Annotated in this window: 24 protein-coding genes; 5 read left to right on the top strand and 19 right to left on the bottom strand. The window is 69.5% G+C overall.

All coding sequences use genetic code 11. The annotated features are described in order from the left end of the window. Positions 1–24 precede the first annotated feature (24 nt). Positions 25–1,104: an AI-2E family transporter gene (locus BKA10_RS03885; RefSeq protein WP_183498682.1), complete on the top strand. Its 1,080-nt coding sequence runs from the start codon at positions 25–27 to the stop codon at positions 1,102–1,104. On the opposite strand, the gene BKA10_RS03880 is transcribed toward BKA10_RS03885, so the two are convergent. From BKA10_RS03880 to rpsB, 9 genes are all read right to left on the bottom strand, one after another. Continuing rightward, the gene (locus BKA10_RS03880) at positions 1,101–1,826 is read right to left on the bottom strand and encodes an alpha/beta hydrolase (protein WP_183498681.1); all 726 of its coding nucleotides are present in this window, start codon (positions 1,824–1,826) and stop codon (positions 1,101–1,103) included. The genes BKA10_RS03885 and BKA10_RS03880 overlap by 4 nt on opposite strands. Before the next feature lies 1 nt (position 1,827). Continuing rightward, entirely contained in the window at positions 1,828–2,109 is a 282-nt protein-coding gene (locus BKA10_RS03875) for an Rv1322 family protein (RefSeq protein ID WP_183498680.1), read from the bottom strand. A 4-nt stretch (positions 2,110–2,113) separates the two neighbouring features. After that, the gene (locus tag BKA10_RS03870; protein WP_183498679.1) at positions 2,114–2,833 is read right to left on the bottom strand and encodes an aggregation-promoting factor C-terminal-like domain-containing protein; all 720 of its coding nucleotides are present in this window, start codon (positions 2,831–2,833) and stop codon (positions 2,114–2,116) included. A gap of 43 nt (positions 2,834–2,876) precedes the next feature. Beyond that, positions 2,877–3,443, bottom strand: coding sequence for a DivIVA domain-containing protein (locus BKA10_RS03865; protein WP_183498678.1), 567 nt, complete (start codon positions 3,441–3,443; stop codon positions 2,877–2,879). Further along, the gene (locus tag BKA10_RS03860; RefSeq protein WP_183498677.1) at positions 3,440–4,456 is read right to left on the bottom strand and encodes a phosphatidate cytidylyltransferase; all 1,017 of its coding nucleotides are present in this window, start codon (positions 4,454–4,456) and stop codon (positions 3,440–3,442) included. Before BKA10_RS03860 ends, BKA10_RS03865 begins: the two co-directional genes overlap by 4 nt. Before the next feature lie 5 nt (positions 4,457–4,461). Next, the gene (gene frr, locus BKA10_RS03855; protein ID WP_183501048.1) at positions 4,462–5,016 is read right to left on the bottom strand and encodes a ribosome recycling factor; all 555 of its coding nucleotides are present in this window, start codon (positions 5,014–5,016) and stop codon (positions 4,462–4,464) included. 56 nt (positions 5,017–5,072) lie between these two features. Next, on the bottom strand, positions 5,073–5,792 hold the full coding sequence (gene pyrH, locus BKA10_RS03850; RefSeq protein ID WP_183498676.1) for a UMP kinase: 720 nt from the start codon (positions 5,790–5,792) through the stop codon (positions 5,073–5,075). Positions 5,793–5,874: 82 nt separating this feature from the next. Then, entirely contained in the window at positions 5,875–6,702 is an 828-nt protein-coding gene (gene tsf, locus BKA10_RS03845; RefSeq protein WP_183498675.1) for a translation elongation factor Ts, read from the bottom strand. Between the two features lie 79 nt (positions 6,703–6,781). Next, positions 6,782–7,753 carry a 30S ribosomal protein S2 gene (gene rpsB / locus BKA10_RS03840; RefSeq protein WP_183498674.1) on the bottom strand — a complete coding sequence of 324 codons (972 nt, stop codon included), beginning with the start codon at positions 7,751–7,753 and terminating at the stop codon, positions 6,782–6,784. Between the two features lie 313 nt (positions 7,754–8,066). On the opposite strand from rpsB, the gene BKA10_RS03835 reads away from it, so the two are divergent. Continuing rightward, positions 8,067–8,606, top strand: a complete 540-nt coding sequence (locus BKA10_RS03835; protein ID WP_183498673.1) for a murein hydrolase activator EnvC family protein — start codon at positions 8,067–8,069, stop codon at positions 8,604–8,606. A gap of 13 nt (positions 8,607–8,619) precedes the next feature. Here BKA10_RS03835 and BKA10_RS03830 read toward each other — a convergent pair whose 3' ends face one another. The 9 genes from BKA10_RS03830 to BKA10_RS03790 all read right to left on the bottom strand — a co-directional run bounded on the left by BKA10_RS03830 (position 8,620) and on the right by BKA10_RS03790 (position 15,727). Continuing rightward, a complete protein-coding gene (locus BKA10_RS03830; RefSeq protein ID WP_183498672.1) occupies positions 8,620–9,522 on the bottom strand; it encodes a tyrosine-type recombinase/integrase in 903 nt (300 codons plus the stop codon). Positions 9,523–9,577: 55 nt separating this feature from the next. Next, complete coding sequence (gene dprA, locus BKA10_RS03825; protein ID WP_183498671.1) at positions 9,578–10,759, bottom strand: DNA-processing protein DprA; 1,182 nt, start codon at positions 10,757–10,759, stop codon at positions 9,578–9,580. Continuing rightward, on the bottom strand, positions 10,756–12,291 hold the full coding sequence (locus tag BKA10_RS03820; RefSeq protein WP_183498670.1) for a YifB family Mg chelatase-like AAA ATPase: 1,536 nt from the start codon (positions 12,289–12,291) through the stop codon (positions 10,756–10,758). Before BKA10_RS03820 ends, dprA begins: the two co-directional genes overlap by 4 nt. Then, positions 12,288–12,650 carry a YraN family protein gene (locus BKA10_RS03815; protein ID WP_183498669.1) on the bottom strand — a complete coding sequence of 121 codons (363 nt, stop codon included), beginning with the start codon at positions 12,648–12,650 and terminating at the stop codon, positions 12,288–12,290. The genes BKA10_RS03820 and BKA10_RS03815 overlap by 4 nt, the downstream gene beginning before the upstream one ends. Positions 12,651–12,744: 94 nt before the next feature. Beyond that, positions 12,745–13,068, bottom strand: a complete 324-nt coding sequence (locus BKA10_RS03810; RefSeq protein WP_183498668.1) for a DUF2469 family protein — start codon at positions 13,066–13,068, stop codon at positions 12,745–12,747. A gap of 57 nt (positions 13,069–13,125) precedes the next feature. Continuing rightward, the gene (gene rnhB / locus BKA10_RS03805) at positions 13,126–13,800 is read right to left on the bottom strand and encodes a ribonuclease HII (protein WP_183498667.1); all 675 of its coding nucleotides are present in this window, start codon (positions 13,798–13,800) and stop codon (positions 13,126–13,128) included. Beyond that, positions 13,797–14,546 (bottom strand): signal peptidase I, encoded by a 750-nt coding sequence (gene lepB, locus BKA10_RS03800; RefSeq protein ID WP_183498666.1) that lies wholly within the window; start codon positions 14,544–14,546, stop codon positions 13,797–13,799. The genes rnhB and lepB overlap by 4 nt, the downstream gene beginning before the upstream one ends. A gap of 163 nt (positions 14,547–14,709) precedes the next feature. Beyond that, positions 14,710–15,057, bottom strand: a complete 348-nt coding sequence (gene rplS, locus BKA10_RS03795; protein WP_183498665.1) for a 50S ribosomal protein L19 — start codon at positions 15,055–15,057, stop codon at positions 14,710–14,712. A 175-nt stretch (positions 15,058–15,232) separates the two neighbouring features. Beyond that, entirely contained in the window at positions 15,233–15,727 is a 495-nt protein-coding gene (locus tag BKA10_RS03790) for an MFS transporter permease (protein ID WP_183498664.1), read from the bottom strand. A 52-nt stretch (positions 15,728–15,779) separates the two neighbouring features. On the opposite strand from BKA10_RS03790, the gene map reads away from it, so the two are divergent. From map to nirD, 3 genes are all read left to right on the top strand, one after another. Then, a complete protein-coding gene (map, locus tag BKA10_RS03785; protein WP_183498663.1) occupies positions 15,780–16,562 on the top strand; it encodes a type I methionyl aminopeptidase in 783 nt (260 codons plus the stop codon). 128 nt (positions 16,563–16,690) lie between these two features. Further along, positions 16,691–19,264, top strand: a complete 2,574-nt coding sequence (gene nirB, locus BKA10_RS03780) for a nitrite reductase large subunit NirB (protein WP_338402959.1) — start codon at positions 16,691–16,693, stop codon at positions 19,262–19,264. Then, positions 19,261–19,632 (top strand): nitrite reductase small subunit NirD, encoded by a 372-nt coding sequence (gene nirD, locus BKA10_RS03775; protein ID WP_183498661.1) that lies wholly within the window; start codon positions 19,261–19,263, stop codon positions 19,630–19,632. Before nirB ends, nirD begins: the two co-directional genes overlap by 4 nt. Here nirD and trmD read toward each other — a convergent pair. Continuing rightward, positions 19,629–20,321 (bottom strand): tRNA (guanosine(37)-N1)-methyltransferase TrmD, encoded by a 693-nt coding sequence (trmD, locus tag BKA10_RS03770; protein ID WP_183498660.1) that lies wholly within the window; start codon positions 20,319–20,321, stop codon positions 19,629–19,631. The two genes, nirD and trmD, sit on opposite strands and share 4 nt — an antisense overlap. Between the last annotated feature and the right edge of the window lie 164 nt (positions 20,322–20,485).

Raw genomic sequence — 20,485 nt, 5'->3', positions numbered from 1 at the left:
CCGTTGCCGAACAGAAAGTCGCGCGTGAAGATCCAGCATCCATTCCGCACCGCCCTGATCGCCACACTGGGCGTGGGCGTCGGCATCGTGATCCTCACCGGGATCACGACCCTGTCCACCGTGCTGCTGTACGTGGGCACCGCGCTGTTCCTCTCGCTCGGTCTCGACCCGCTGGTCTCCTGGCTCGAGCGGCGCGGCCTCCCCCGCTGGGGGGCGCTCGTGGTCACGTTCGCCGCCGTCCTGGCCGCCTTCGCGGGCATCATCCTGATGGTCGTGCCCATCATCGTGGAACAGATCACGCAGTTGGTCGTCCAGATTCAGGATCTCGTCGAGAACGTGATCGACGGAAGCTGGGACCCGGTTGCCGCCACGAGGCAATGGCTCGGCGACACCTTCCCGCTGCTGAACGTCGACCAGGTGTTCCAGTACGTGTCGGACTGGTACGAGACCCTCGATATGGGCGAGATCGGCGCCGGGGTGGGCACCACGGTCATCGGCATCGGCGGAGCGGTCATCGCCGGTTTCACCGGTGCGATCATCGTGCTGATCCTGACCATCTACTTCACCGCGTCCACGCCGTCGTTGAAGGCGGCGATGTACCAGCTCGTGCCGGCATCGCGCCGAGAGCGCTTCATCGACCTGTCCGAGCAGATCACCGCCTCGGTCGGCTTCTACGTCATGGGGCAGGTGACGCTCGGCTTCATCAACGGTGTCCTCAGTGCGATCTTCCTGACGATCATCAACGCACCCTTCCCGGCCGTCCTCGCCGTCGTGGCGTTCTTCTTCTCGCTGATCCCCCTGGTGGGAACGCTCACCGGTTCGGCGATCATCGTCTTGACCTGTCTCATCCCCGGCCTGGGTTCACCGCTCACCGCGCTCGTCGCCCTCATCTACTACGTCATCTACATGCAGGTGGAGGCATACGTGCTGTCGCCGCGCATCATGAACCGTGCGGTGTCGGTGCCGGGTGCGGTCGTCGTCATCGCCGCGCTGGCGGGTGGCTCACTGCTCGGCCTGCTGGGGGCGCTGATTGCGATTCCCGTCGCAGCGAGCGTGCTGATCATCTACCGTCAGGTCATCATCCCCCGGCAGAACGAGCTCTAGCCGGGAGCGACGGTCGCGTCGGTCCATTCGGTCGGCAACGGCAGCGCATCGGGGTTGACGGCGGCGACGATCTCGGTGAGCACGCGCCGGGTCTGGGACTCGCCCACCCAGAGGTGCTTGCCGCCCTCGACGGCGATGACCGTGGCATCCGGAACCGCAGCGAAGCGCGCTCGCGCCTCGGCGGGGCGCAGATAGTCGTCCAGCTCGGGTACGACCACGATCATCTGCCGATGATCGCCCGCCCAGCCGGCGATGTCGTCGTCGGTCGCCCGGTGCAGGGGCGGGGACAGCAGGATCACGCCCTCGACATCGTGATCACGGCCGTACTTCAACGCCAGCTCGGTGCCGAACGACCAGCCCAGCAGCCAGGGCCGCGGTAGCGCCCGCTCATGGACGAAGTCCATGGCCGCAGCGACGTCGAAGGCTTCACCCGCGCCGCCGTCGAACGCGCCCTCGCTCCTGCCGCGCGGGGACGAGGTGCCCCGGGTGTTGAACCGCAGGACGGCGAGATCGGCCAGGGCGGGCAGGCGACCGGCCGCCTTGCGCAGGATGTGCGAGTCCATGAAGCCGCCGGCCGTGGGCAGCGGATGCAGGGTCACGAGAGTGGCGACGGGGTCACCCGCCGGGAGCGCGAGCTCGCCGACGAGCGTGAGGTCGTCGAGCGTGTGCAGCTCGATGTCCTCGCGGCGCGCGGGCAGCATGACGGGGCCCCGAATCTCCATGTCAGCCGATCCTCCAGCAGGCGGTGTGCCAGTGCCGCCGTGCGGCGAGGTCTGCGGCATCGCCGAGGATGCCGTCGGCGCGCCACACCACGACGTGCGCGACTCCGGGCGTCACGTCGTGCGTGCACCCCGGGCAGGAATAGGTCTTCTGAGCCTGCGCCGCCGACACCGGCTGCACGGTCCACTCGACGCCCCGCCGTGTCTCGGTGCGCTTGAATCCGTTCAGCAGGCGCTCGAAGGAGTCGTCCTGCCGTTCCGGCCGGCGACGATGCGACCGCGGCATCCGATCAATACCAGCCTTTGCGCTGCGAGAAGTTCCACGCTCCGCAGGGGGTGTCGTACCGGCCGCTGATGTAGCCGAGGCCCCACTTGATCTGGGTCGCCGGGTTGGTCTCCCAATCGGATCCGGCGGAGGCCATCTTCTTGCCGGGCAATGCCTGCGGGATGCCATAGGCCCCGCTGCCCTTGTTGTAGGCGTTGACGCGCCAGCCGGATTCCTTCTTCCACAGCGCCACCAGGCACGCGAACTCCTTGTCGCCCCAACCGCGCGCGGTCACCATATCGTACGCGATCGCCTGGGCGCTGCCGGGGTCGGGCGTCACGAAGGGCGGAGCCCAGCCCGACGAGGCGGAGCTGCCGCTCTTGGGGGCGCTCACCACCGGCGTCGGCGTCGGCTTGGGCTTGACGTAGACGGTGTAGACGATGTCGTCGCGGTCCAGATCCAGTCCCGCGGCGTCCGCGGCCGCCACATACTGCTGCGCGTCGGCGACCGTGTCGGCGTACAGCGAGATCGGCTCGATCTGGCTCGCGTCCGCGCGCGGGACGGTGGAACTGAGCGGTCCGATGTACGCCCCCATGAAACCGACGATCGCCACCGCCGAGAAGACCCCGAGGACACCGCGTCGCCGCGACCATCTGGGGGCCGGAGCAGGCACGCGGGTGGCGGACGTCGACCGGATCGCCACCGGGCGCGGTGTCGTGGGGGTCAACTCGTTGCCGGAAGTCACAGTGCGACCGAGTCTATCCCGTGTGCGCCCGCCTGTCATGCCGTCAGCCGACCGCCAGCATGACCTCGACCACGGCATCCAGAACGGCATCCACCTGGTCTTCGCGATACCCGCCGCGCTGCATCCGGAACGCGACCGCGCGCACCTGGTCGACCGAGACTCCTTCGCCGGCCTCGAGGTAGTGCGCGATCTTGTCGGCGACCAGGTCCACCTCGTCCACACGGTAGCCGTAGTGCAGCCAACCCACCCGCGCGAACCGGGACCGGTGAGGACGGGTCAGCCGATCGAGGATCTCCTGGCCGGTCTTGCGCGACCGCCCGACCCAGGCGCGAGCCCCCGCGCGTGAGAGCGCACGGTCGCGTTCGCGTGCGGCGAATGCGTCCTCGACGCGCCCGAGCGCCGCGTCGACCGCGGCGATCTCGTAGCCACGCCGGACAAGCCGGAAGGCCGCGTGCCGGACGTCGGCGGCGTCGAGCTCAGCGCTGTCATCGTGTTCGAACGCGACCCGCGCGGCCTCGAGGAACGCGTCGACGGACGCAGGATCGTAGCCCTTGGTCCGCCCGGTGGTCCGCTCGAACGGTGCGGGTTCGACGGTTGTGTCAGAGGTCATGCGCTCACCAGGGGGAAGAAGAGGAAGTACATCGCCAGGGCGACCACCGTCGAGGGGAGGATCGAGTCCAGCCGGTCGAGAACACCGCCGTGACCGGGCAGCCAGGAGCTCATGTCCTTGATGCCGAGGTCACGTTTGATCATCGACTCCCCCAGGTCGCCGATCGTCGCCGAGATGAGTACACCGACGCCGAAGAGCAGACCGACCCAGAATGGCACCTGAAGGACGAAGATGCCCATGAGCACCCCTGCGGCCACCGCGGCGACGACCGCGCCGGCGAACCCCTCCCAGGTCTTCTTGGGGCTGATCCGCGGCGCCATCGGGTGGCTGCCGAAGGCGAGGCCGCTCGCGTACGCGCCGGTGTCGGATGCCACGGCGATCGCGATCATGGTGAGCACCCAGAGCTCGCCCTGATCTTCTCGCAGCAGCACGAGCAAGAGGCTCGCGAGGAAGGACACGTACAGGAGAAGCAGGCCGGCCACGAGCGCATCGGTCACGACCTCGCCGTACCGGCGCCCGTCGCGGGCCGCCATCTGCGCGAGCAGTCGCCAGACGATCAGAGCGGCGACGGCGGTGAAGGTGATCACCCAGTGCGTCCAGTGGCCGACGAAGAAGCCGGCCAGCACGACGACGCCGCCCAGCACGAGCTGCGGGATGACGTCGACGCGGCGGCCGTGCGCTTGCAGTGCCCGGCAGAATTCGAAAACGCCCAGCAGCGCCACCGGCAGTGCGAACAGGATGAACAGCCACTTCACGAACAGCAGCGAGCCCAGGACCGCGGCACCAAGAGCCAGCCCGATGAGGATCGCCATGAGCAGGTTGCGGCCGGTGCGCGCATTGATACGCTCATTGGCCTGCTCGAAGTCGGCTCTCGCCTTCCCGATCTGCTGCTCGAAGTCCGACCGCGCCTCCCTCACGTGCTCTTGGAAGCCGACCCCGTCCATTGCACGCCGGGCTTCGGCCCGGGTCTGCGGCTGATCGTCCGACGCACGTTCGTCGGCGGGGTCGGACATCTGGCTCAGACCTCGAGGAGTTCGGCTTCTTTGCGCTTGAGCGCCTCGTCGATGGCGTCGACGTGGGCACGCGTCACAGCGTCGAGTTCCTTCTCCGCGCGCACCAGGTCGTCTTCGCCGACCTCGCTCTTGAGCGCATCCAGTTCGTCCTTGGACTTGCGACGGATGCCGCGCAGCTGCACCTTCGAGTCCTCGCCCTTGGTGCGCACGAGCTTGACGTACTCCTTGCGGCGCTCGGCGGTCAGTTCGGGCATCGTCACCCGGACGAGTGTGCCGTCGTTGGTGGGGTTCGCGCCCAGGTTCGGCATCTCCCGAACGGCCTGCTCGATGGCCTTGAGCGCGGACTTGTCGTAGGGCGTGATGACGAGGGTGCGCGCATCGCTGCTGTTCAGCGAAGCCAGCTGTGCGAGCGGTGTAGGCGTGCCGTAATAGTCGACGAGCACCTTCTGGAACAGCTGCGGGTTCGCGCGGCCGGTGCGAACGGTCGCGAAGTCTTCCTTCGCGGCTTCTACGGCACGGTCCATACGTGCGGTCGTGTCTGCCAGGATCTCGGCGATCACGGTCACTCCATTCGTCGTTGCGTCCGGTCAAGTCTAGTGCGCGATGGTGCGCGGGCTCAGACCGTGACGAGGGTGCCCATCCGCTCTCCGAGCAGCGCACGCGTGACGTTGCCGGCCGGTTCCATGCCGAACACGCGCATGTCGATGCCGTTGTCCATGCACAGGCTGAAGGCGGTCGAGTCGACGACCTTCAGACCTCGCTGCAGCGCCTCCTGGTAGGTGATCGTGTCGATGCGCTCTGCCGTGGCATCCTTCTTCGGATCAGCGGTGTAGACGCCGTCGACGCCGTTCTTGGCGACCAGCACCTCGTCCGCGCCGATCTCCAGCGCCCGCTGGGCGGCCACCGTGTCCGTGGAGAAGTACGGCAGCCCGGCGCCGGCACCGAAGATCACGACGCGGCCCTTCTCCATGTGACGCTCGGCGCGACGCGGGATGTAGGGCTCGGCGACCTGGGTCATCGCGATCGCCGACTGCACGCGCGTGGCAGCACCGGCCTGCTCGAGGAAGTCCTGCAGGGCGAGCGCGTTCATGACCGTGCCAAGCATGCCCATGTAGTCGGCGCGGCCGCGGTCCATGCCCCGCTGGCTGAGCTCGGCACCGCGGAAGAAGTTCCCTCCGCCGACGACGATGGAGATCTCTACGCGGTCCGCTGCGGCAGCGATCTCCTGAGCGATCTGGCTGACCACGTCGGGGTTGACCCCGAGGCTGCCACCGCCGAACGCTTCACCGGACAGCTTCAGGAGGACGCGGCGGCGTCCGGTGGTCTCATCGATCACTGAGTTTCCTCTCGTCGCGAATGCAGACTATCGAATGGCATGCGAAAGGGCCCGCATCCGAAGATGCGGACCCCCTGCATGATTACGCGCCGACCTTGAAGCGGGCGAAGTCGGTGATGGTGATGCCGGCGTCTGCGGCGACCTTCGCGACCGACAGCTTGTTGTCCTTCGCGTAGTCCTGATCGAGCAGGGCGACCTGCTTGAAGAAGGCGCCCACGCGCCCCTCCACGATCTTCGGCAGAGCGGCCTCGGGCTTGCCTTCGTTGCGGGAGATCTCGGTGACGATCTCGCGCTCCTTCTCGACGTCGGCCTCGGGCACGTCGTCGCGCGACAGGTAGCTCGGGTTCGCGAACGAGATGTGCTGCGCGATGCTGCGCGCAGTCTCTGCGTCGTCGCCGGTGTAGGCCACGACGACGCCGATCTGCGGCGGCAGGTCCTTGCTGGTCTTGTGCAGGTAGATCTCGAAGTTGTCACCGGTCAGGGTGCGCACGCGGCGCAGTTCGACCTTCTCGCCGATGATTGCGGCCTCGTCCGAGATGATCTGGGCGACGGGCGTGCCGTCGGCGTCGGCGGCGAGGGCGGCCTCGACCGAGTCGGCGCCGGCCGTGGCGGTCGCCGCGAGCACCTTGTCGGCCAATGCGCCGAAGCGCTCGTTCTTGGCGACGAAGTCGGTCTCGGTGTTCAGCTCGATGATGGTGACCGCGTCGCCCTGACGGACGGCTGCGACCAGACCCTCGCTCGTCGAGCGGTCGGCACGCTTCGCGTTGCCCTTCGCGCCCTTGAGCCGCAGGATCTCCACAGCCTTCTCGAGGTCGCCGTCGGCCTCCTCGAGTGCCTTCTTGGTGTCGACCATGCCGGTGCCGAGCTGCTCGCGCAGGGTCTTGATGTCCGCGATGGTGAAGTTTGCCATGGGTGGTGGCTCCTAGGTTGTCTGGATGATCTGGGGACGGGGCGGGCCGGAGCCCGCCCCGTCGGGAAGTGGATCGCTGTTACTCGGCGGCGGCTTCGGCGGGCGCCTGGGCGGCGACCTCGGCCTCGACGACCGGCTCCTCGGCTGCCGGAGCCTCGGCTGCAGGAGCCTCGGCTTCAGCGGCGGCCTCGACCTCGGCGGCCTGCTCCTCGGCGACGACCTCAGCGGTCTCGACAGCAGCCTCGGCCTCGTCGGCGACCTTCGCGGTGGTGGCGGAGGACTGCTCCGGCGCGCCCGACTCGAGCAGCTCGCGCTCCCACTCGGCCAGCGGCTCGGCCGTTTCGGCCTCGTCGGCGGGCTGGTGGCGCTGGATCAGGCCTTCGGCGGCGGCGTCGGCGATGATGCGGGTGAGCAGGCCCACCGAGCGGATCGCGTCGTCGTTGCCGGGGATCGCATACTGGAACTCGTCCGGGTCGGCGTTGGTGTCGAGGATGCCGATGACGGGGATGCCGAGCTTCTTGGCCTCGTTGACGGCCAGGTGCTCGCGCTTGGCGTCGACGACCCAGATAGCCGACGGGGTCTTCTGCAGGTTGCGGATACCGCCCAGCGACTTGTGCAGCTTGTCGAGCTCGCGCTTCTTGAGCAGCAGCTCCTTCTTGGTGAAGCCGCTCTCGGCCGGGTTCTCGAAGTCGAGTTCCTCGAGCTCCTTCATGCGGGCGAGGCGCTTGCTGACCGTCGCGAAGTTGGTCAGCAGACCACCGAGCCAGCGCTGGTTGACATAGGGCTGGCCGACGCGGGTCGCCTGCTCGGCGATGACTTCCTGAGCCTGCTTCTTGGTACCGACGAAGAGCACGGTGCCGCCGTGGGCGACCGTCTCCTTGACGTACTCGTACGCGCGGTCGATGTACGCGAGCGACTGCTGCAGGTCGATGATGTGGATGCCCGAGCGCTCGGTGAGGATGAAGCGCTTGACTTTCGGGTTCCACCGGCGGGTCTGGTGTCCGAAGTGAACGCCGCTGTCGAGCAGCTGGCGAATGGTGACGACGGCCATGGCCGTTCTCCTGTTCTGGCGCCGGAGCGCCGTGTTTCGGTTTTGTTCGCCCGACCGGATGGTCGCGGCAATCCTGGCGCCCGGCGCACACCCACTCTCCGCCGGAGCGGAAAGACCTGGGGTGTGGATGCCACGTGCTCGAACCCTCGCGGGTGAAGCGCGCTGTGGGCACGCGTAGTCACCCCGACATGCGGGGTGCGACTTCCAGTGTATCAGGAGCACCGCCTCCTCCCCTGCCCCGTCCGCCACCGATTCCTCCACAGATCGGCGCCGGAGCTGACGGCGGCGGAGCGCCTGACGCAATCCTCGAAGCATGTCTCGTCGCCGAGTGGGCCGGTTGGCCGCACTCACTCTCCTTGTCCTCCTCGCGTGGGGTGGTCCCAGCGCTGCCACCGCGGCTCCGGAGACCTCGGACGCGCCGGTGAACGCGCCTGCGGCTGCCCCGCTCATCGGCTGGCAGTGGCCGCTCGACTCATTCCGACTCGTCCTGCCCTACGAAGCGCCGGCCCACCGGTACGGACCGGGCCACCGCGGCGTGGACCTGCTGCCCGCCGGGACGGACGAGCTGCGCGCACCGGCGACGGGCGTCGTGGCGTTCTCGGGCACGGTCGTCGACCGGGCCGTGATGACCATCGATCACGGGAACGGCCTCGTGACGACCCTCGAGCCTGTCCGCGATGCTCCGGTGGCCGGGACCTTCGTGGCCGCGGGCGACCCGGTCGGGCACATCGGCGCCGGCGGGCACGCACCCCCGGGCACCGTGCACTTCGGGGTGCGCCGGGAAGGCGAGTACATCAACCCCATGCTGCTGTTCGAGGCGGTCCCGCGCGCGGTGCTGCTGCCGTGCTGCTAGACCCGGGACGCGCTCACGCGCGGGGGTGCGCGAGTCGATACGTGGCTGCCAGCTTCTCGGCCGACACGTGCGTGTAGATCTGGGTGGTGCCCAAGCTCGCGTGACCGAGCATCTCCTGGACCGTGCGCAGGTCGGCGCCGCCGTCGAGCAGATGGGTGGCGGCGGAGTGGCGCAGCGCGTGCGGGCCCACATGCGCGGTGCCCAGCACGGGACCGATCGTGCGATCCACCACGTCGTACACCGCGCGGCTGCCCATCCGCCCGCCACGGACGCCGATGAGCAGTGCCGGGCCGGCATGTCCGGCGCGCGCCGCGAGTGCCGGCCGGGCGCGCACGAGGTAGGCGTCGAGCGCCCGTGCCGCCGGCTCCCCGAAAGGCACGACCCGCTGCTTGTCGCCCTTTCCGGTCACGCGCATCGTGCGGCGACCCATGTCGAGGTCATCGACGTTCAGCCCGCACAGCTCGGAGACGCGCACCGCGCTGCCGTACAGCAGTTCCAGGAGTGCGGCATCGCGCAGAGCGATGGGGTCTCCCTCGGCGGCGGCCTCGCGCGCCGATTCCAGGACGTCGGTCATCGTGCCCGCCGTCGCGATCTGCGGCAGTGTGCGCCCGCGCTTGGGGGCCACCAGCCGGATGCTCGGGTCGACGACGATCATCTCGCGCTCGTGGGCCCAGGCGAAGAAGCCGCGCACCGATGCGGTCCGGCGCGCGATCGTCGCCCGTGCCTCGCCGCGCTTGGTGGCCGTCCACAGCCACTCGCGCAGGCTCTCGAGGTCGATGGCATCGAGTTCCTGATCGCCGATGACGGTGCCGAGATCGGTCAGATCGGCGCGGTACGCCCGCACGGTCGCGGGCGACAGCCGCCGCACCTGCGCCAGGTGGATGGCATATGTTGAGGTCGCCTCGGACAATCGCACGGCTCCACTCTGCCCCGGACCGCCGGCGCGGAGGCGACGCCGCACCGCTGCGCGGTCAGCTCGCCGGACGCCGTCGCCACGCCTCGCCTCGGCGTTCCACCTCACCGCTGAGTTCGAGCAGTGCCAGCACGGCGCCCGTCTCGGACGGTGAGAGTCCGCTGCGGCGGGCGATGTCGTCGGTGGTCCGGCCCCCACGGGTGCTGAGAGCGTCGCGGACCCGCGTGCGCTCGTCGGTGCGCGCGCCGGCGTCGACGGCGCCGATCCGGGCGTCGAGTCCCATCAGTTCGCGCACATCGTCGGCCCGGGTGATGCAATGGGCCTCGGTCTCGCGCAGCAGCCGATGACAGCCCATCGAACTCGCGCTGGTCACGGGGCCGGGCACGGCACCCATCGGCCGGCTCAGATCCGCCGCGTGGTGCGCGGTGTTGAGTGAGCCACTGCGCCATCCGGCCTCGACGACCACCGTCGCATCCGACATCGCCGCGATGAGGCGATTGCGCGAGAGGAAGCGCCACTTGGTGGGTGCCGTCCCGCAGGGCACCTCTGCGACGACGACGCCGCTGCGCACGACGCGGCTGAGCAGATCGGTGTGGCCGGCCGGGTAGGGTCGGTCGATGCCACCGGCCAGCACGGCGAGGGTCGTGCCACCGGCGGTGAGCGTCGCGCGGTGCGCCGCGCCGTCGATGCCGTACGCGGCGCCCGAGACGATCATGACACCCGAGCCTGCCAGGTCTGCAGCCAGTTCCATCGCGACGTGCTCACCGTACGAAGAGGCCGCACGTGAGCCGACGATCGCCACAGCGCCTCCGTGCGCCGGGAGCAGGCTCGCGTCACCGCGAACCCAGAGACAGACAGGTGCGTGGATGCCGAGATCATCGACGCGCTGCGGCCACGCCGCGTCGGCGGGGGTGATGAGCTGTGCGCCGCAGCGGCGAGCCGCGTCGAACGCGCGACGCACGTCGCCCCGCCGCGGCCGCCATCGCGAGCGTGCTTGCGCCAGCGTCTTCGCATCCACTCCGGCGGCCGCGCCGGCGAGCGGGTCGTCGATGTCGACGATCGTGAGTGCCTCCCGAGCGCCGAACGCGGCGATGAGCGCACCCGCCACGCCGTCGCCGGGTTCGGTCAGGCACGACCAGATGCCTCGCGCGTAGCGGTCTCGCATGGACTCATCGATCTCCTCGACCCTGAGGCCGAGCGCGGTGGCCGCGGTCTCGTCCGAGAGCGGAATGGTCGTCATCGGGTCGTTCCCTTCTTCAGGTAGAGCGCGCGTCCGATGTCCCCCACCTGCAGACGATCGCGGCCCGCCAGATCACACACGCTCCAGGCCACTCTCAGCACCCGGTCGTATCCGCGGAGGGTGAGGGAGCCGCGGTGAAGTGCGGCATCGAGGGGGCGCCGGACGGCGGGTTCGGGTGCCAGCGGCCCGGATCTGAGCCATGACCCCGACGTCTCGGCGTTCGTGCGCCAGGGGGTATCCCGCAGCCGCCGGGCGGCGCGTTCGCGTGCGGTCACCACCTGCGCGCGAGCCTGCGCGGTCGTCAGAGTCGTGGTCCCGGTGCGGTCCGCGTGCGCGATGGACACGCGCTGCATGCCGAGTTCGATGTCGATGCGGTCCAGCAGCGGGCCGGACAGCCGGCCCAGGTAGCGGCGGATCGCCAGCGAGGGGCAGGTGCAGGCCCCTCCGGGCACCCCGTAGTTGCCGCACGGACACGGATTGGTGGCCAGCACCAGCTGGAACCGGGCGGGGAAGGTCGCACGGAAGCCCGCGCGATGGATCTCGATGCGCCCGGACTCCAGCGGCTGGCGCAGCGCGTCGAGGGTGTGTCCGCCGAATTCCCCGGCCTCGTCCAGGAAGAGGACACCGCCGCTGGCACGGGCGATCGCCCCGGGACGGACGACGCGCGTCCCGCCGCCCACCAGGGCGGCCGCACTGGCCGAGTGATGCGGCGCTTCGAACGGCGGGGTGCGCTCGAGGCGGGTCACCGACGCGCCCGTGAGCGACCTGATCGAGGCCGCCTGCAGGGCCGCGGCGTCATCGAGCGCGGGAAGGATGCCGGGGAGGCGCCGGGCGAGCATCGTCTTGCCGGCACCGGGCGGCCCCGTCATGAGCAGGTGGTGGCCGCCGGCCGCAGCGACGACGAGGGCGCCCACCGCGTCGTGCTGACCGATGACGTCCGCCAGTTCGAGGATCGGGTCCGGGTCGCCGCTGGAACCTGCCTCGGGCAGCGGGACGGGCGGAAGAGCGAGTTCGGGGACCTCGAGCCCGTGCAGCCTGACGACATCGCGCAGGCTCACCGCGCCCTGCACGTCGACACCGGCCACGAGCTGCGCCTCTGCCACCGCAGCCTCCGGCACCACGACGCGTCGGAAGCCGGCCGTCGCGGCGGCCACGACAGCCGGCAGGATTCCGGGCACCGGCCGCAGCCTGCCGTCCAGCCCCAACTCGCCCAGATGCACCGTGGCCGCGAGGGACGCGGCATCCATTCGATACTCGGTCGCGAGAGCCGCCAGTGCGATCGCGACGTCCAACCCGGTCCCCTGCTTGGGGAGGCTTGCCGGCGAGAGATTGACGGTCAGACGCCGGCGCGGCAGCCGCAGGTCACTGTTCTCGCACGCGTTGTGCACACGCTGGTGCGCTTCGCCGATCGCCTTGTCGCCGAGCCCGATGATCACGAACTGCGGGGTCTGATTCGACACGTCCGCCTCGACCTCGACGGTGTCGCCGGCCAGACCGGTCAGGACGACCGACCACGTCCGCCCGACGGTCACGCCAGATCCTCGATGTGCTCGAGGACCGCCGTGGCGGGATCCTCGCCGGTGATGCCGATGACATCCAGGCGCAGCCGTCGTCCGCGGGCCAGCTCGGGGTGGGCGGCGACCCAGGCGCAGGACAGCCGCCACAGCCGCGCCCGCTTGCGCCGATCCACGGCGTCGAAGGGGTGCCCGAACCACTCGGTACGCCGGGTCTTGACCTCCACCACGACCAGGTCACCGCCACGGGCGGCCACGATGTCGATCTCGCCCTGGGTGCACCGCCAGTTGCGGTCGAGCAGCCGGAAGCCGCGTGCCTGGAGGTGGTCCGCCGCGCGCTGTTCGCCCTGCCTGCCGCGCTCGTCCTTTGATGCCATGAAGGCATCGTGCCCGCGGACCCGACTCCGGCGGCCGCGATCTCCGCCATCCGTGGACAGTCCGGCGAATCAGTCGCCTGTGGAGGAAGCTGCGTCAGCTGTCGAGCGACAGCTCTTCGGGCAGCTGGAAGTCGCGTCGCTGAAGCTCCTCGACGTTGACGTCCTTGAACGTCAGTACCCGCACGGACTTCACGAACCGATCCGCGCGATAGATGTCCCACACCCACACGTCGGTCATCGAGATCTCGAAATAGAAGTCGTGCTCGGTATCGCGCCGCACGACGTTGACATCGTTGGCCAGATAGAACCGGCGCTCGGTCTCGATGACGTACTGGAATTGAGAGACGACGTCCCGATACTCCTTGAACAGCGCCAGCTCGAGCTCGCGGTCGTAGTCTTCGAATACTTCGTCGTCCATGGTGCTTCCATCCTAGGCCGTCGCGATGGGCCGGGCCGGTCGGTCGTGGCCCGTGCTTCAGACGCTGAAGGTGAGCGTGTCCGCCGCTGCGGCAGCCGAGATCGCCCAGGACGCACGGTGGTGACGACTCAGCCCGTGGTCGCGGATGGCGTCGCGATGATCGAGGCTCCCATAGCCCTTGTTCCGCGCCCACTGATAGACCGGGAGCTCTTCATGCATCTCGACCATCAGCTCATCGCGCGCGACCTTGGCGAGGACCGACGCGGCCGCGGCGCCCGCGCAGTCGCGGTCGGCCTTGATGATCGGGCGCACCGGCAGTGTGCCGCCCGCGGGGGTGATGTAGTCGTGGTTCCCGTCGAGGATCACCACGGCACCCTCCGCGTCGACCCCGGCGGCCAGCAAGCCCTCGATGGCGCGCAATGCGGCCAGCCCCAGGGCGCGCATGATGCCGACATCGTCGATCTCCGCAGCGCTGGCCCACCCGACGGCCGAGGCCGGCACCCATCCGGCTACACGCCGCGCGACCAGCGGCCGGCGTGCTTCGGCCACCAGCTTCGAGTCGCGCAGGCCCTCGGGCACGCGGGAGCGTGACAGGCGTGCGTCCACGACCGCCGCGCCGACCGCCACCGGCCCCGCCAATGCACCGCGTCCGACCTCGTCGCACGCGATCACGAGCGCATGCTCGCGCAGCAGCCGCCGTTCGACGGTGAGCTTCGGGGTCGGCACGGTCATGGCGATCCGGGCTCCGGCACTCCGGCGAAGACCTCGTGATGGAAGTCGATCGGCCCGAAGCGGTTCAGCGGCCAGGTGATCAGGAACGCGCGGCCGACGACGTTGTCGATCGGGACGAACCCGTGCGAAGGCTGATCGGTGTGCGCCCTCGAGTCGCGCGAGTTGTCGCGATTGTCGCCGAGCACCCAGAGCGAGCCGTCCGGCACGTCCACGTCGAACAGCGACTCCTTCGGTGCGGTCTGCCCGGGGGCGAGCTTCACGTAGGCGGTCTCGTCGATCGGCACGTCGTTCACCGTGATCTGCCCGATCGGGTTGCAGCACACCACGTGGTCACCGGGTGTGCCGATGATCCGCTTGATCAGATGATCCTTGCTGTCCGGAGCCGAGATGCCCACCAGCGCCAGCACCCAGTCCAGGGCCTCGACCACGGGCGGACGCGGCGGCTCCACGGTCACCGGCAGCCATCCGCCGGGATCGCGGAAGACGATGACATCGCCGCGCTCATAGTCGCCGAAGCGCGGCGTGAGCTCGTCCACCAGGATGCGATCGTCCACCTGGAGCGTGTTCTCCATCGAACCGGAGGGGATGAAGAAAGAGCGGACCAGAAAGGTCTTGACGAGGAAGGACACCACGACGGCGATCAGGACGATCACGAGCACGTCGCGCATCAGCGTCCAGAACCTGCTGTTCGGTCGTGCCTGCGTCGGCTCGCCGGCGTCGGCGGATGCCGTCTGCTCCGAAGTCATTCCCGTCCTTCACCCCGCCACGCCTCGACTGAGACGGCCTGCCCTCCAGGGTCGCACATTCCGGCGGCGCCCCGTGCCGCGGCACGCAGCCCGAATCCCCCTGCCAACGAAGATTGCCCCGGGACTGGAGGTCCCGGGGCAATCGTCGAAGACAGCGCGTGCGTCAGTTGGCGCGCTTCTCCTTGATCTTGGCCTTCTTGCCGCGCAGCTCGCGCAGGTAGTACAGCTTCGCGCGACGGACGTCTCCGCGGGTGACGATCTCGATGTGGTCGATCACGGGGCTGTGCACGGGGAAGGTGCGCTCCACGCCCACCTGGAAGCTGATCTTGCGGACCGTGAAGGTCTCGCGAACGCCGTCGCCGGAACGGCCGATGACGATGCCCTGGAACACCTGGATACGGGAGCGGCTGCCCTCCGTGATGTTGACGTGCACCTTCACGGTGTCGCCGGGCCCGAAGGCGGGGATGTCGCTGCGCAGCGAGGCTGCGTCAACGGAGTCGAGGATCTGCATGATCGTCACTTCCTGCGACCGCCACAGGTCGATCGCGAGAGGGTTGGATGAAAGTTGTGTGCACCCGCGGCATCCGTCGGACGGCGCCGTGCTCCCCTGAGGCAGAGCCTGTCCCGGGCACAAAGAACCATTCTGCCATGGACGGGAGCACCCGCCAAACCGCGGCTCGCCGGTGTCAGGAGTGCGGGTGCTGGTTCTTCTCGGTGACGATGAACACGTCGGGCTCGGGCGCGTCCGCTTCGGGGGCGTCGGCGGCCGGAAGGTATGAGAACCCGCCGCTGCTGCGCAGCATCGCCGACGGCTTCGCCTCACGGAAGAGCTGCCACAACTCCATCCAGAACAGCGCGATGAACACGACGATCGCGCCGATCAGCAGCGGCCAGAAGCTCGCCTGCGAGTAGAAGCCCACGCCGATCGTGAGCAGATGCCACACCCCGAACCCGGCCACATCCAGCCAGGACACCTCGCGCGAGGCGCGGACGGTGCCGCGCGCGCGGACGAGCAGCGTGAGCACCAGCTGGCCCACGAGAACCGAGGGGATCGCGATGACCAGCACCCAGAGCAGCGCCCAGCCGCTCGCACTGAACGCGATCCAGCCGATCAGCAGCCACAGCGGCAGAACGAAGGCGGCGGGCAACAGCCACCGGAAGAACACGCGTCGCAGCCACATGCCTTCGATGGTACGCCCATCCGGCAGAATGGAACCTGAGGAAAGGACCTGCATGATCGAGCTGCGCACTCCCGCCGAGATCGAGGCGATGCGCCCCGCCGGCCGCTTCGTCGCCGAAGTTCTGGCCACCCTGCGAGACGAGACGAAGGTCGGGACGAATCTCCTGTCCATCGACCGCCGCGCGCACGACATGATCCGGGCGGCGGGCGCCGAGTCCTGCTACATCGACTACCACCCGTCGTTCGGCGCGAGCCCATTCGGCAAGGTCATCTGCACCTCGATCAACGACGCGGTCCTCCACGGCCTCCCCCACGACTACGCGCTGCGCGACGGCGACCTGGTCTCGCTCGACTTCGCCGTCTCGGTGGACGGCTGGGTCGCCGATTCGGCAGTCTCCTTCGTCATCGGCACGGCGCGCGACGAAGACCTGGCCGTCATCGCCACGGCAGAACGGGCACTGGATGCCGCGATCGCGGCCGCGCATCCCGGCAACCGCATCGGGGACATCTCCGCCGCGATCGCCGAGGTCGCGCACGGCGAGGGCTACTCCATCAACACGGACTTCGGCGGACACGGCGTCGGCCGGGTCATGCACGGCGATCCGCACGTGCCCAACAACGGCAAGCCCGGACGCGGCTATCCGCTGCGCGCGGGGCTGGTGCTGGCGCTGGAGCCCTGGTTCCTGCAGACCACCGACGAGCTGGTCACCGACCCCGACGGGTGGACGCTGCGCAGCGTCGACGGCTCCCGCGGCGCGCACGCCGAGCACACCATCGCGATCACCGACGACGGCCCCGTCATCCTGACCGACCGCTCCTTCCTCGGCGTCCGCTGACCGCGTCCGGCTCACACCGACCCCCGCACCGGTGTGAGAGAAACGTTCGCGGCGCGTAACCGCAGCGGCCGCGACCGCGAAACACCGCTTCCCTAACGTGATCCATGATCGCGAGAGGGAGTGACGCCGTGGACGAGACGACAGCGCAGCACGCCGTGGTGGTGGGTGCGGGCATGGTGGCCCACCGGTTCGCGGAGAGCCTGCTCAGCCGCGCCGGTGAACAATGGCGCGTCACCGTCATCGGCGAAGAGGACCGCGACCCCTACGACCGTGTCGCACTGACCTCGTTCTTCACCGCCGCGCATGCCGACGAGCTCACCCTCGACGCCGCTGTCCTCGCCGACCCGCGTGTCCGGTTCGTCCGCGGGGACGCGGCCGCGCGCATCGACCGGAAGGCACGGCGCGTGACGACCGTCTCCGGACTCAGCGTCGCGTACGACCGGCTCGTGCTGGCCACGGGGTCGCTCGCGGCCAAGCTGGCCCTCGACGGATTCGAGACCCCGGGGTGCTTCGTCTACCGGACGCTGGACGACGTCGAGGCTCTCCGCGCCTTCGTCCAGCGCCGTCGCGCCGAGCTTGGCCGCCCGCTCACCGGAACCGTGGTCGGCGGCGGGCTGCTCGGCCTGGAGGCTGCCGGGGCGCTGCAGGAGCTCGACGTCACCAGCACCGTCATCCAGTCCGCCGATCGGCTCATGTCGGCACAGCTCGACGACGCCGCCGGCGGTGTGCTGCGGCGCCTCATCGAGGCGCGCGGCATCGGCGTGCGCACCGAGACGATCACCACGCGGATCGACCCGGACCGCTCCGGCCACGTCGCCGGACTCGAGTTCCGCGACGGCTCGTACGCGCACACCGACGTGGTCGTGTTCACCGTGGGCGTTCGTCCGCGTGACGACCTCGCGCGGGCAGCGGGCCTCAACGTGCACCCCCGCGGCGGCGTCAGGATCGACCAGGCGTGCACGACGAGCGACCCCCGCATCCTCGCGATCGGCGAAGTCGCGTGCTTCGACGACCAGTGCGTCGGCCTGGTGGCCCCCGGGTACGCGATGGCCGAGGTCGCCGCGACCGGCCTGCTGGGCGGTCAGGCCTCCTTCCCGGGTTACGACCTCTCGACCAAGCTCAAGCTCAACGGGGTCGATGTCGCAAGCTTCGGCGACGCCTTCGCGACCACCCCGGGCGCCCTCGACGTCGTCTACATCGACCCGGTCGGCGGCGTCTACAAGAAGCTCGTCCTGTCTGACGACGCCACGACACTCCTGGGCGGCATCCTCGTCGGCGACGCGCGCGCCTACGGCTCGCTGCGCCCGCTCGTCGGCAGTGCGCTCGGCGCCGATCCGGCCGCATACCTGCTCCCGGCGGACGGCGTCGCCGCGCCCAACGGGGACCTCCCCGACGAGGCCCTGGTGTGCTCATGCAACAGCGTGAGCGCCGGCCGCATCCGAAGCGCCGTGCATGACGAGGGCTGCGCCGACGTGGCATCCATCAAGTCATGCACGAAGGCCGGGGCGGCCTGCGGGTCGTGCGTCCCGATGATCAAGAAGCTCGTCGGCACCGAGCTCGCCCGAAGCGGCGCGACGGTGAGCACCGCCATGTGCGAGCACTTCGCGCTGTCGCGGGCACAGCTGTTCGATGCCGTGCGCGTCTCGGGACTGCGCACCTTCAGCGCCGTCATCGAACGCTTCGGCACCGGCCGCGGCTGCGACATCTGCAAGCCCGCGCTGGCGAGCATCCTCTCGACCCTGGTCGGTGGGCACGTGCTCGAGGGTGAGAACGCGACCCTGCAGGACACCAACGACCACGTCATGGCGAACATGCAGAAGGACGGCAGCTACTCCGTGGTGCCCCGCATCGCCGGCGGCGAGATCACCCCCGAGGGCCTGGTCGCCATCGGGCAGGTGGCCCGGGACTTCGGCCTCTACACGAAGATCACCGGCGGTCAGCGCATCGACATGTTCGGCGCGCGCCTCGAGCAGCTGCCCGACATCTGGCGCCGGCTCGTGGATGCCGGATTCGAGTCCGGCCACGCGTACGGAAAGTCGCTGCGCACGGTGAAGTCCTGTGTCGGGTCGACCTGGTGCCGTTACGGCGTCCAGGACTCGGTCGGCATGGCCGTTCAGCTGGAGCTCCGCTACCGCGGCCTGCGGTCACCGCACAAGATCAAGCTCGGGGTCTCGGGCTGCGCTCGCGAATGCGCGGAGGCTCGCGGCAAGGACGTCGGCGTGATCGCGACCGAGGCGGGCTGGAACATGTACGTCGGCGGCAACGGCGGGTTCACGCCGCGACACGCGGTGCTGCTGGCCGAGGGGCTCAGCGACGACGAACTGCTCACCGCGATCGACCGGTTCCTGATGTACTACATCTTCACCGCCGACCGGCTGCAGCGCACCGCACCGTGGTTCGAGGATCTCGAACGGGGTATCGAGGGCCTCCGAGAGGTGATCTTCGAGGACAGCCTCGGCATCTGCGCGGATCTGGATGCCGCGATGGCCACGCACGTGGACGCCTACGAAGACGAGTGGAAGGCCACTCTGGACGACCCCGAGAAGCTGCGCCGGTTCGCGTCGTTCGTCAACGCGCCGGCCACCCCCGATCCCTCGCTCGCCTACACGGCCGAGCGCGGTCAGCCTCGCCCCGCGACCGTCGCGGAGCGATCGGCCGGCGGCGTCCTGATCGCCGGAACCACTCTGGAGGTGCGGCGATGACCCTCATCGACGAGCAGGTGCCGTCCGTCACGTCGCCCAGCTGGATCCGGGTGTGCGCGCTGGACGCGCTGGAGACCGAGCGCGGGCGCGCGGCGCTGGTCCACGGCATCCAGATCGCCCTGTTCCTGCTCGCCGACGGGCGTGTGCACGCGGTGCAGAACCTCGACCCGTACAGCGGCGCCCACGTCATCTCCCGCGGCATCGTCGGCACGCGGCAGGAGGCGCCCACGGTCGCATCGCCCATGTACAAGCAGGTCTTCGACCTGCGCACCGGGATGTGCCTCGACACGCAGGGCAAAGACCCCGCCGCGCTGCGGGTGTGGCCGACGGCCGTCAGCGACGGCGACGTGCTCGTGCGCTGGTCCTAGGCGCCCGGCGCTTCCGGAAGCAGGTCGGGCCGCACACGCTCGGTGCGCTCAAGGCTGCGATCGCGCCGCCACTGCGCGATCGCGCCGTGATTGCCGCTCAGCAGCACCGGAGGCACGTCCTCACCGCGCCACTGCGCAGGCTTCGTGTAGCTCGGGTACTCGAGCAGCCCGTCCTCGTGCGACTCCTCGACGAGACTGGCCGGGTTGCCGACCACGCCCGGGATCAGGCGCGACACCGCCTCGACCATCGCCATGGCCGCCACCTCGCCGCCGTTGAGCACGTAGTCGCCGAGGCTGATCAGCCGTACGCGATGCGACTGCGCGTAGTGGTCGATGACGCGCTGGTCGATGCCCTCGTACCGGCCGCAGGCGAAGACGAGGTGCGCCTCGGCCGACAGCTCACGCGCGGTGGGCTGAGTGAAGACCTCGCCCGCCGGCGACGGCACGATCAGCACGGCCTCGGGGGTCAGCAGTGCATCGAGCGCCTCCCCCCAGGGCTCGGGCTTCATCACCATGCCGGCACCGCCGCCGTAAGGCGTGTCGTCGACGGTGCGGTGCCGATCGTGCGTCCAGTCGCGCAGATCGTGGGCGCGGATGTCGAGCAGACCGCTGCCCCGCGCCTTGCCGATCAGCGAGATGTCGAGCACGTCGAAGAACGTGGGGAAGATCGTGACGATGTCGACGCGCATGGTTTCGAGTGTAGGCAACCGGGACGTGTTTCCGAGATGTGACCGGAAGCCGTCATGACTCCCCCTGCCGGCGTGAGCGAACCGTGACGCAGGCTTCACAGTGGCGGGATGCCGGGGGAAACACGCCGTTCCTAGCGTGGGACCAGACGCATCTCAGGAGGCTG

It is taken from the genome of Microbacterium invictum (genome assembly GCF_014197265.1).
In the GTDB taxonomy this organism is placed as follows: Bacteria; Actinomycetota; Actinomycetes; order Actinomycetales; family Microbacteriaceae; genus Microbacterium; species Microbacterium invictum.
Note: the sequence above shows the minus strand (reverse complement) of the source record. Positions and strands in the feature narration are given on the sequence as shown.

Coding starts and splice junctions, on each gene's coding strand:
- BKA10_RS03880 (WP_183498681.1), bottom strand. CDS start 1,826: ATGGAGATTCGGGGCCCCGTCATGCTGCCCGCGCGCCGCGAGGACATC.
- BKA10_RS03860 (WP_183498677.1), bottom strand. CDS start 4,456: ATGTCCGACCCCGCCGACGAACGTGCGTCGGACGATCAGCCGCAGACC.
- dprA (WP_183498671.1), bottom strand. CDS start 10,759: ATGACGACCATTCCGCTCTCGGACGAGACCGCGGCCACCGCGCTCGGC.
- BKA10_RS03835 (WP_183498673.1), top strand. CDS start 8,067: ATGTCTCGTCGCCGAGTGGGCCGGTTGGCCGCACTCACTCTCCTTGTC.
- tsf (WP_183498675.1), bottom strand. CDS start 6,702: ATGGCAAACTTCACCATCGCGGACATCAAGACCCTGCGCGAGCAGCTC.
- nirD (WP_183498661.1), top strand. CDS start 19,261: ATGACCCTCATCGACGAGCAGGTGCCGTCCGTCACGTCGCCCAGCTGG.
- BKA10_RS03875 (WP_183498680.1), bottom strand. CDS start 2,109: ATGCCGCGGTCGCATCGTCGCCGGCCGGAACGGCAGGACGACTCCTTC.
- rpsB (WP_183498674.1), bottom strand. CDS start 7,753: ATGGCCGTCGTCACCATTCGCCAGCTGCTCGACAGCGGCGTTCACTTC.
- rplS (WP_183498665.1), bottom strand. CDS start 15,057: ATGCAGATCCTCGACTCCGTTGACGCAGCCTCGCTGCGCAGCGACATC.
- BKA10_RS03810 (WP_183498668.1), bottom strand. CDS start 13,068: ATGGACGACGAAGTATTCGAAGACTACGACCGCGAGCTCGAGCTGGCG.
- rnhB (WP_183498667.1), bottom strand. CDS start 13,800: ATGACCGTGCCGACCCCGAAGCTCACCGTCGAACGGCGGCTGCTGCGC.
- map (WP_183498663.1), top strand. CDS start 15,780: ATGATCGAGCTGCGCACTCCCGCCGAGATCGAGGCGATGCGCCCCGCC.
- BKA10_RS03815 (WP_183498669.1), bottom strand. CDS start 12,650: ATGGCATCAAAGGACGAGCGCGGCAGGCAGGGCGAACAGCGCGCGGCG.
- lepB (WP_183498666.1), bottom strand. CDS start 14,546: ATGACTTCGGAGCAGACGGCATCCGCCGACGCCGGCGAGCCGACGCAG.
- BKA10_RS03865 (WP_183498678.1), bottom strand. CDS start 3,443: ATGACCTCTGACACAACCGTCGAACCCGCACCGTTCGAGCGGACCACC.
- BKA10_RS03790 (WP_183498664.1), bottom strand. CDS start 15,727: ATGTGGCTGCGACGCGTGTTCTTCCGGTGGCTGTTGCCCGCCGCCTTC.
- trmD (WP_183498660.1), bottom strand. CDS start 20,321: ATGCGCGTCGACATCGTCACGATCTTCCCCACGTTCTTCGACGTGCTC.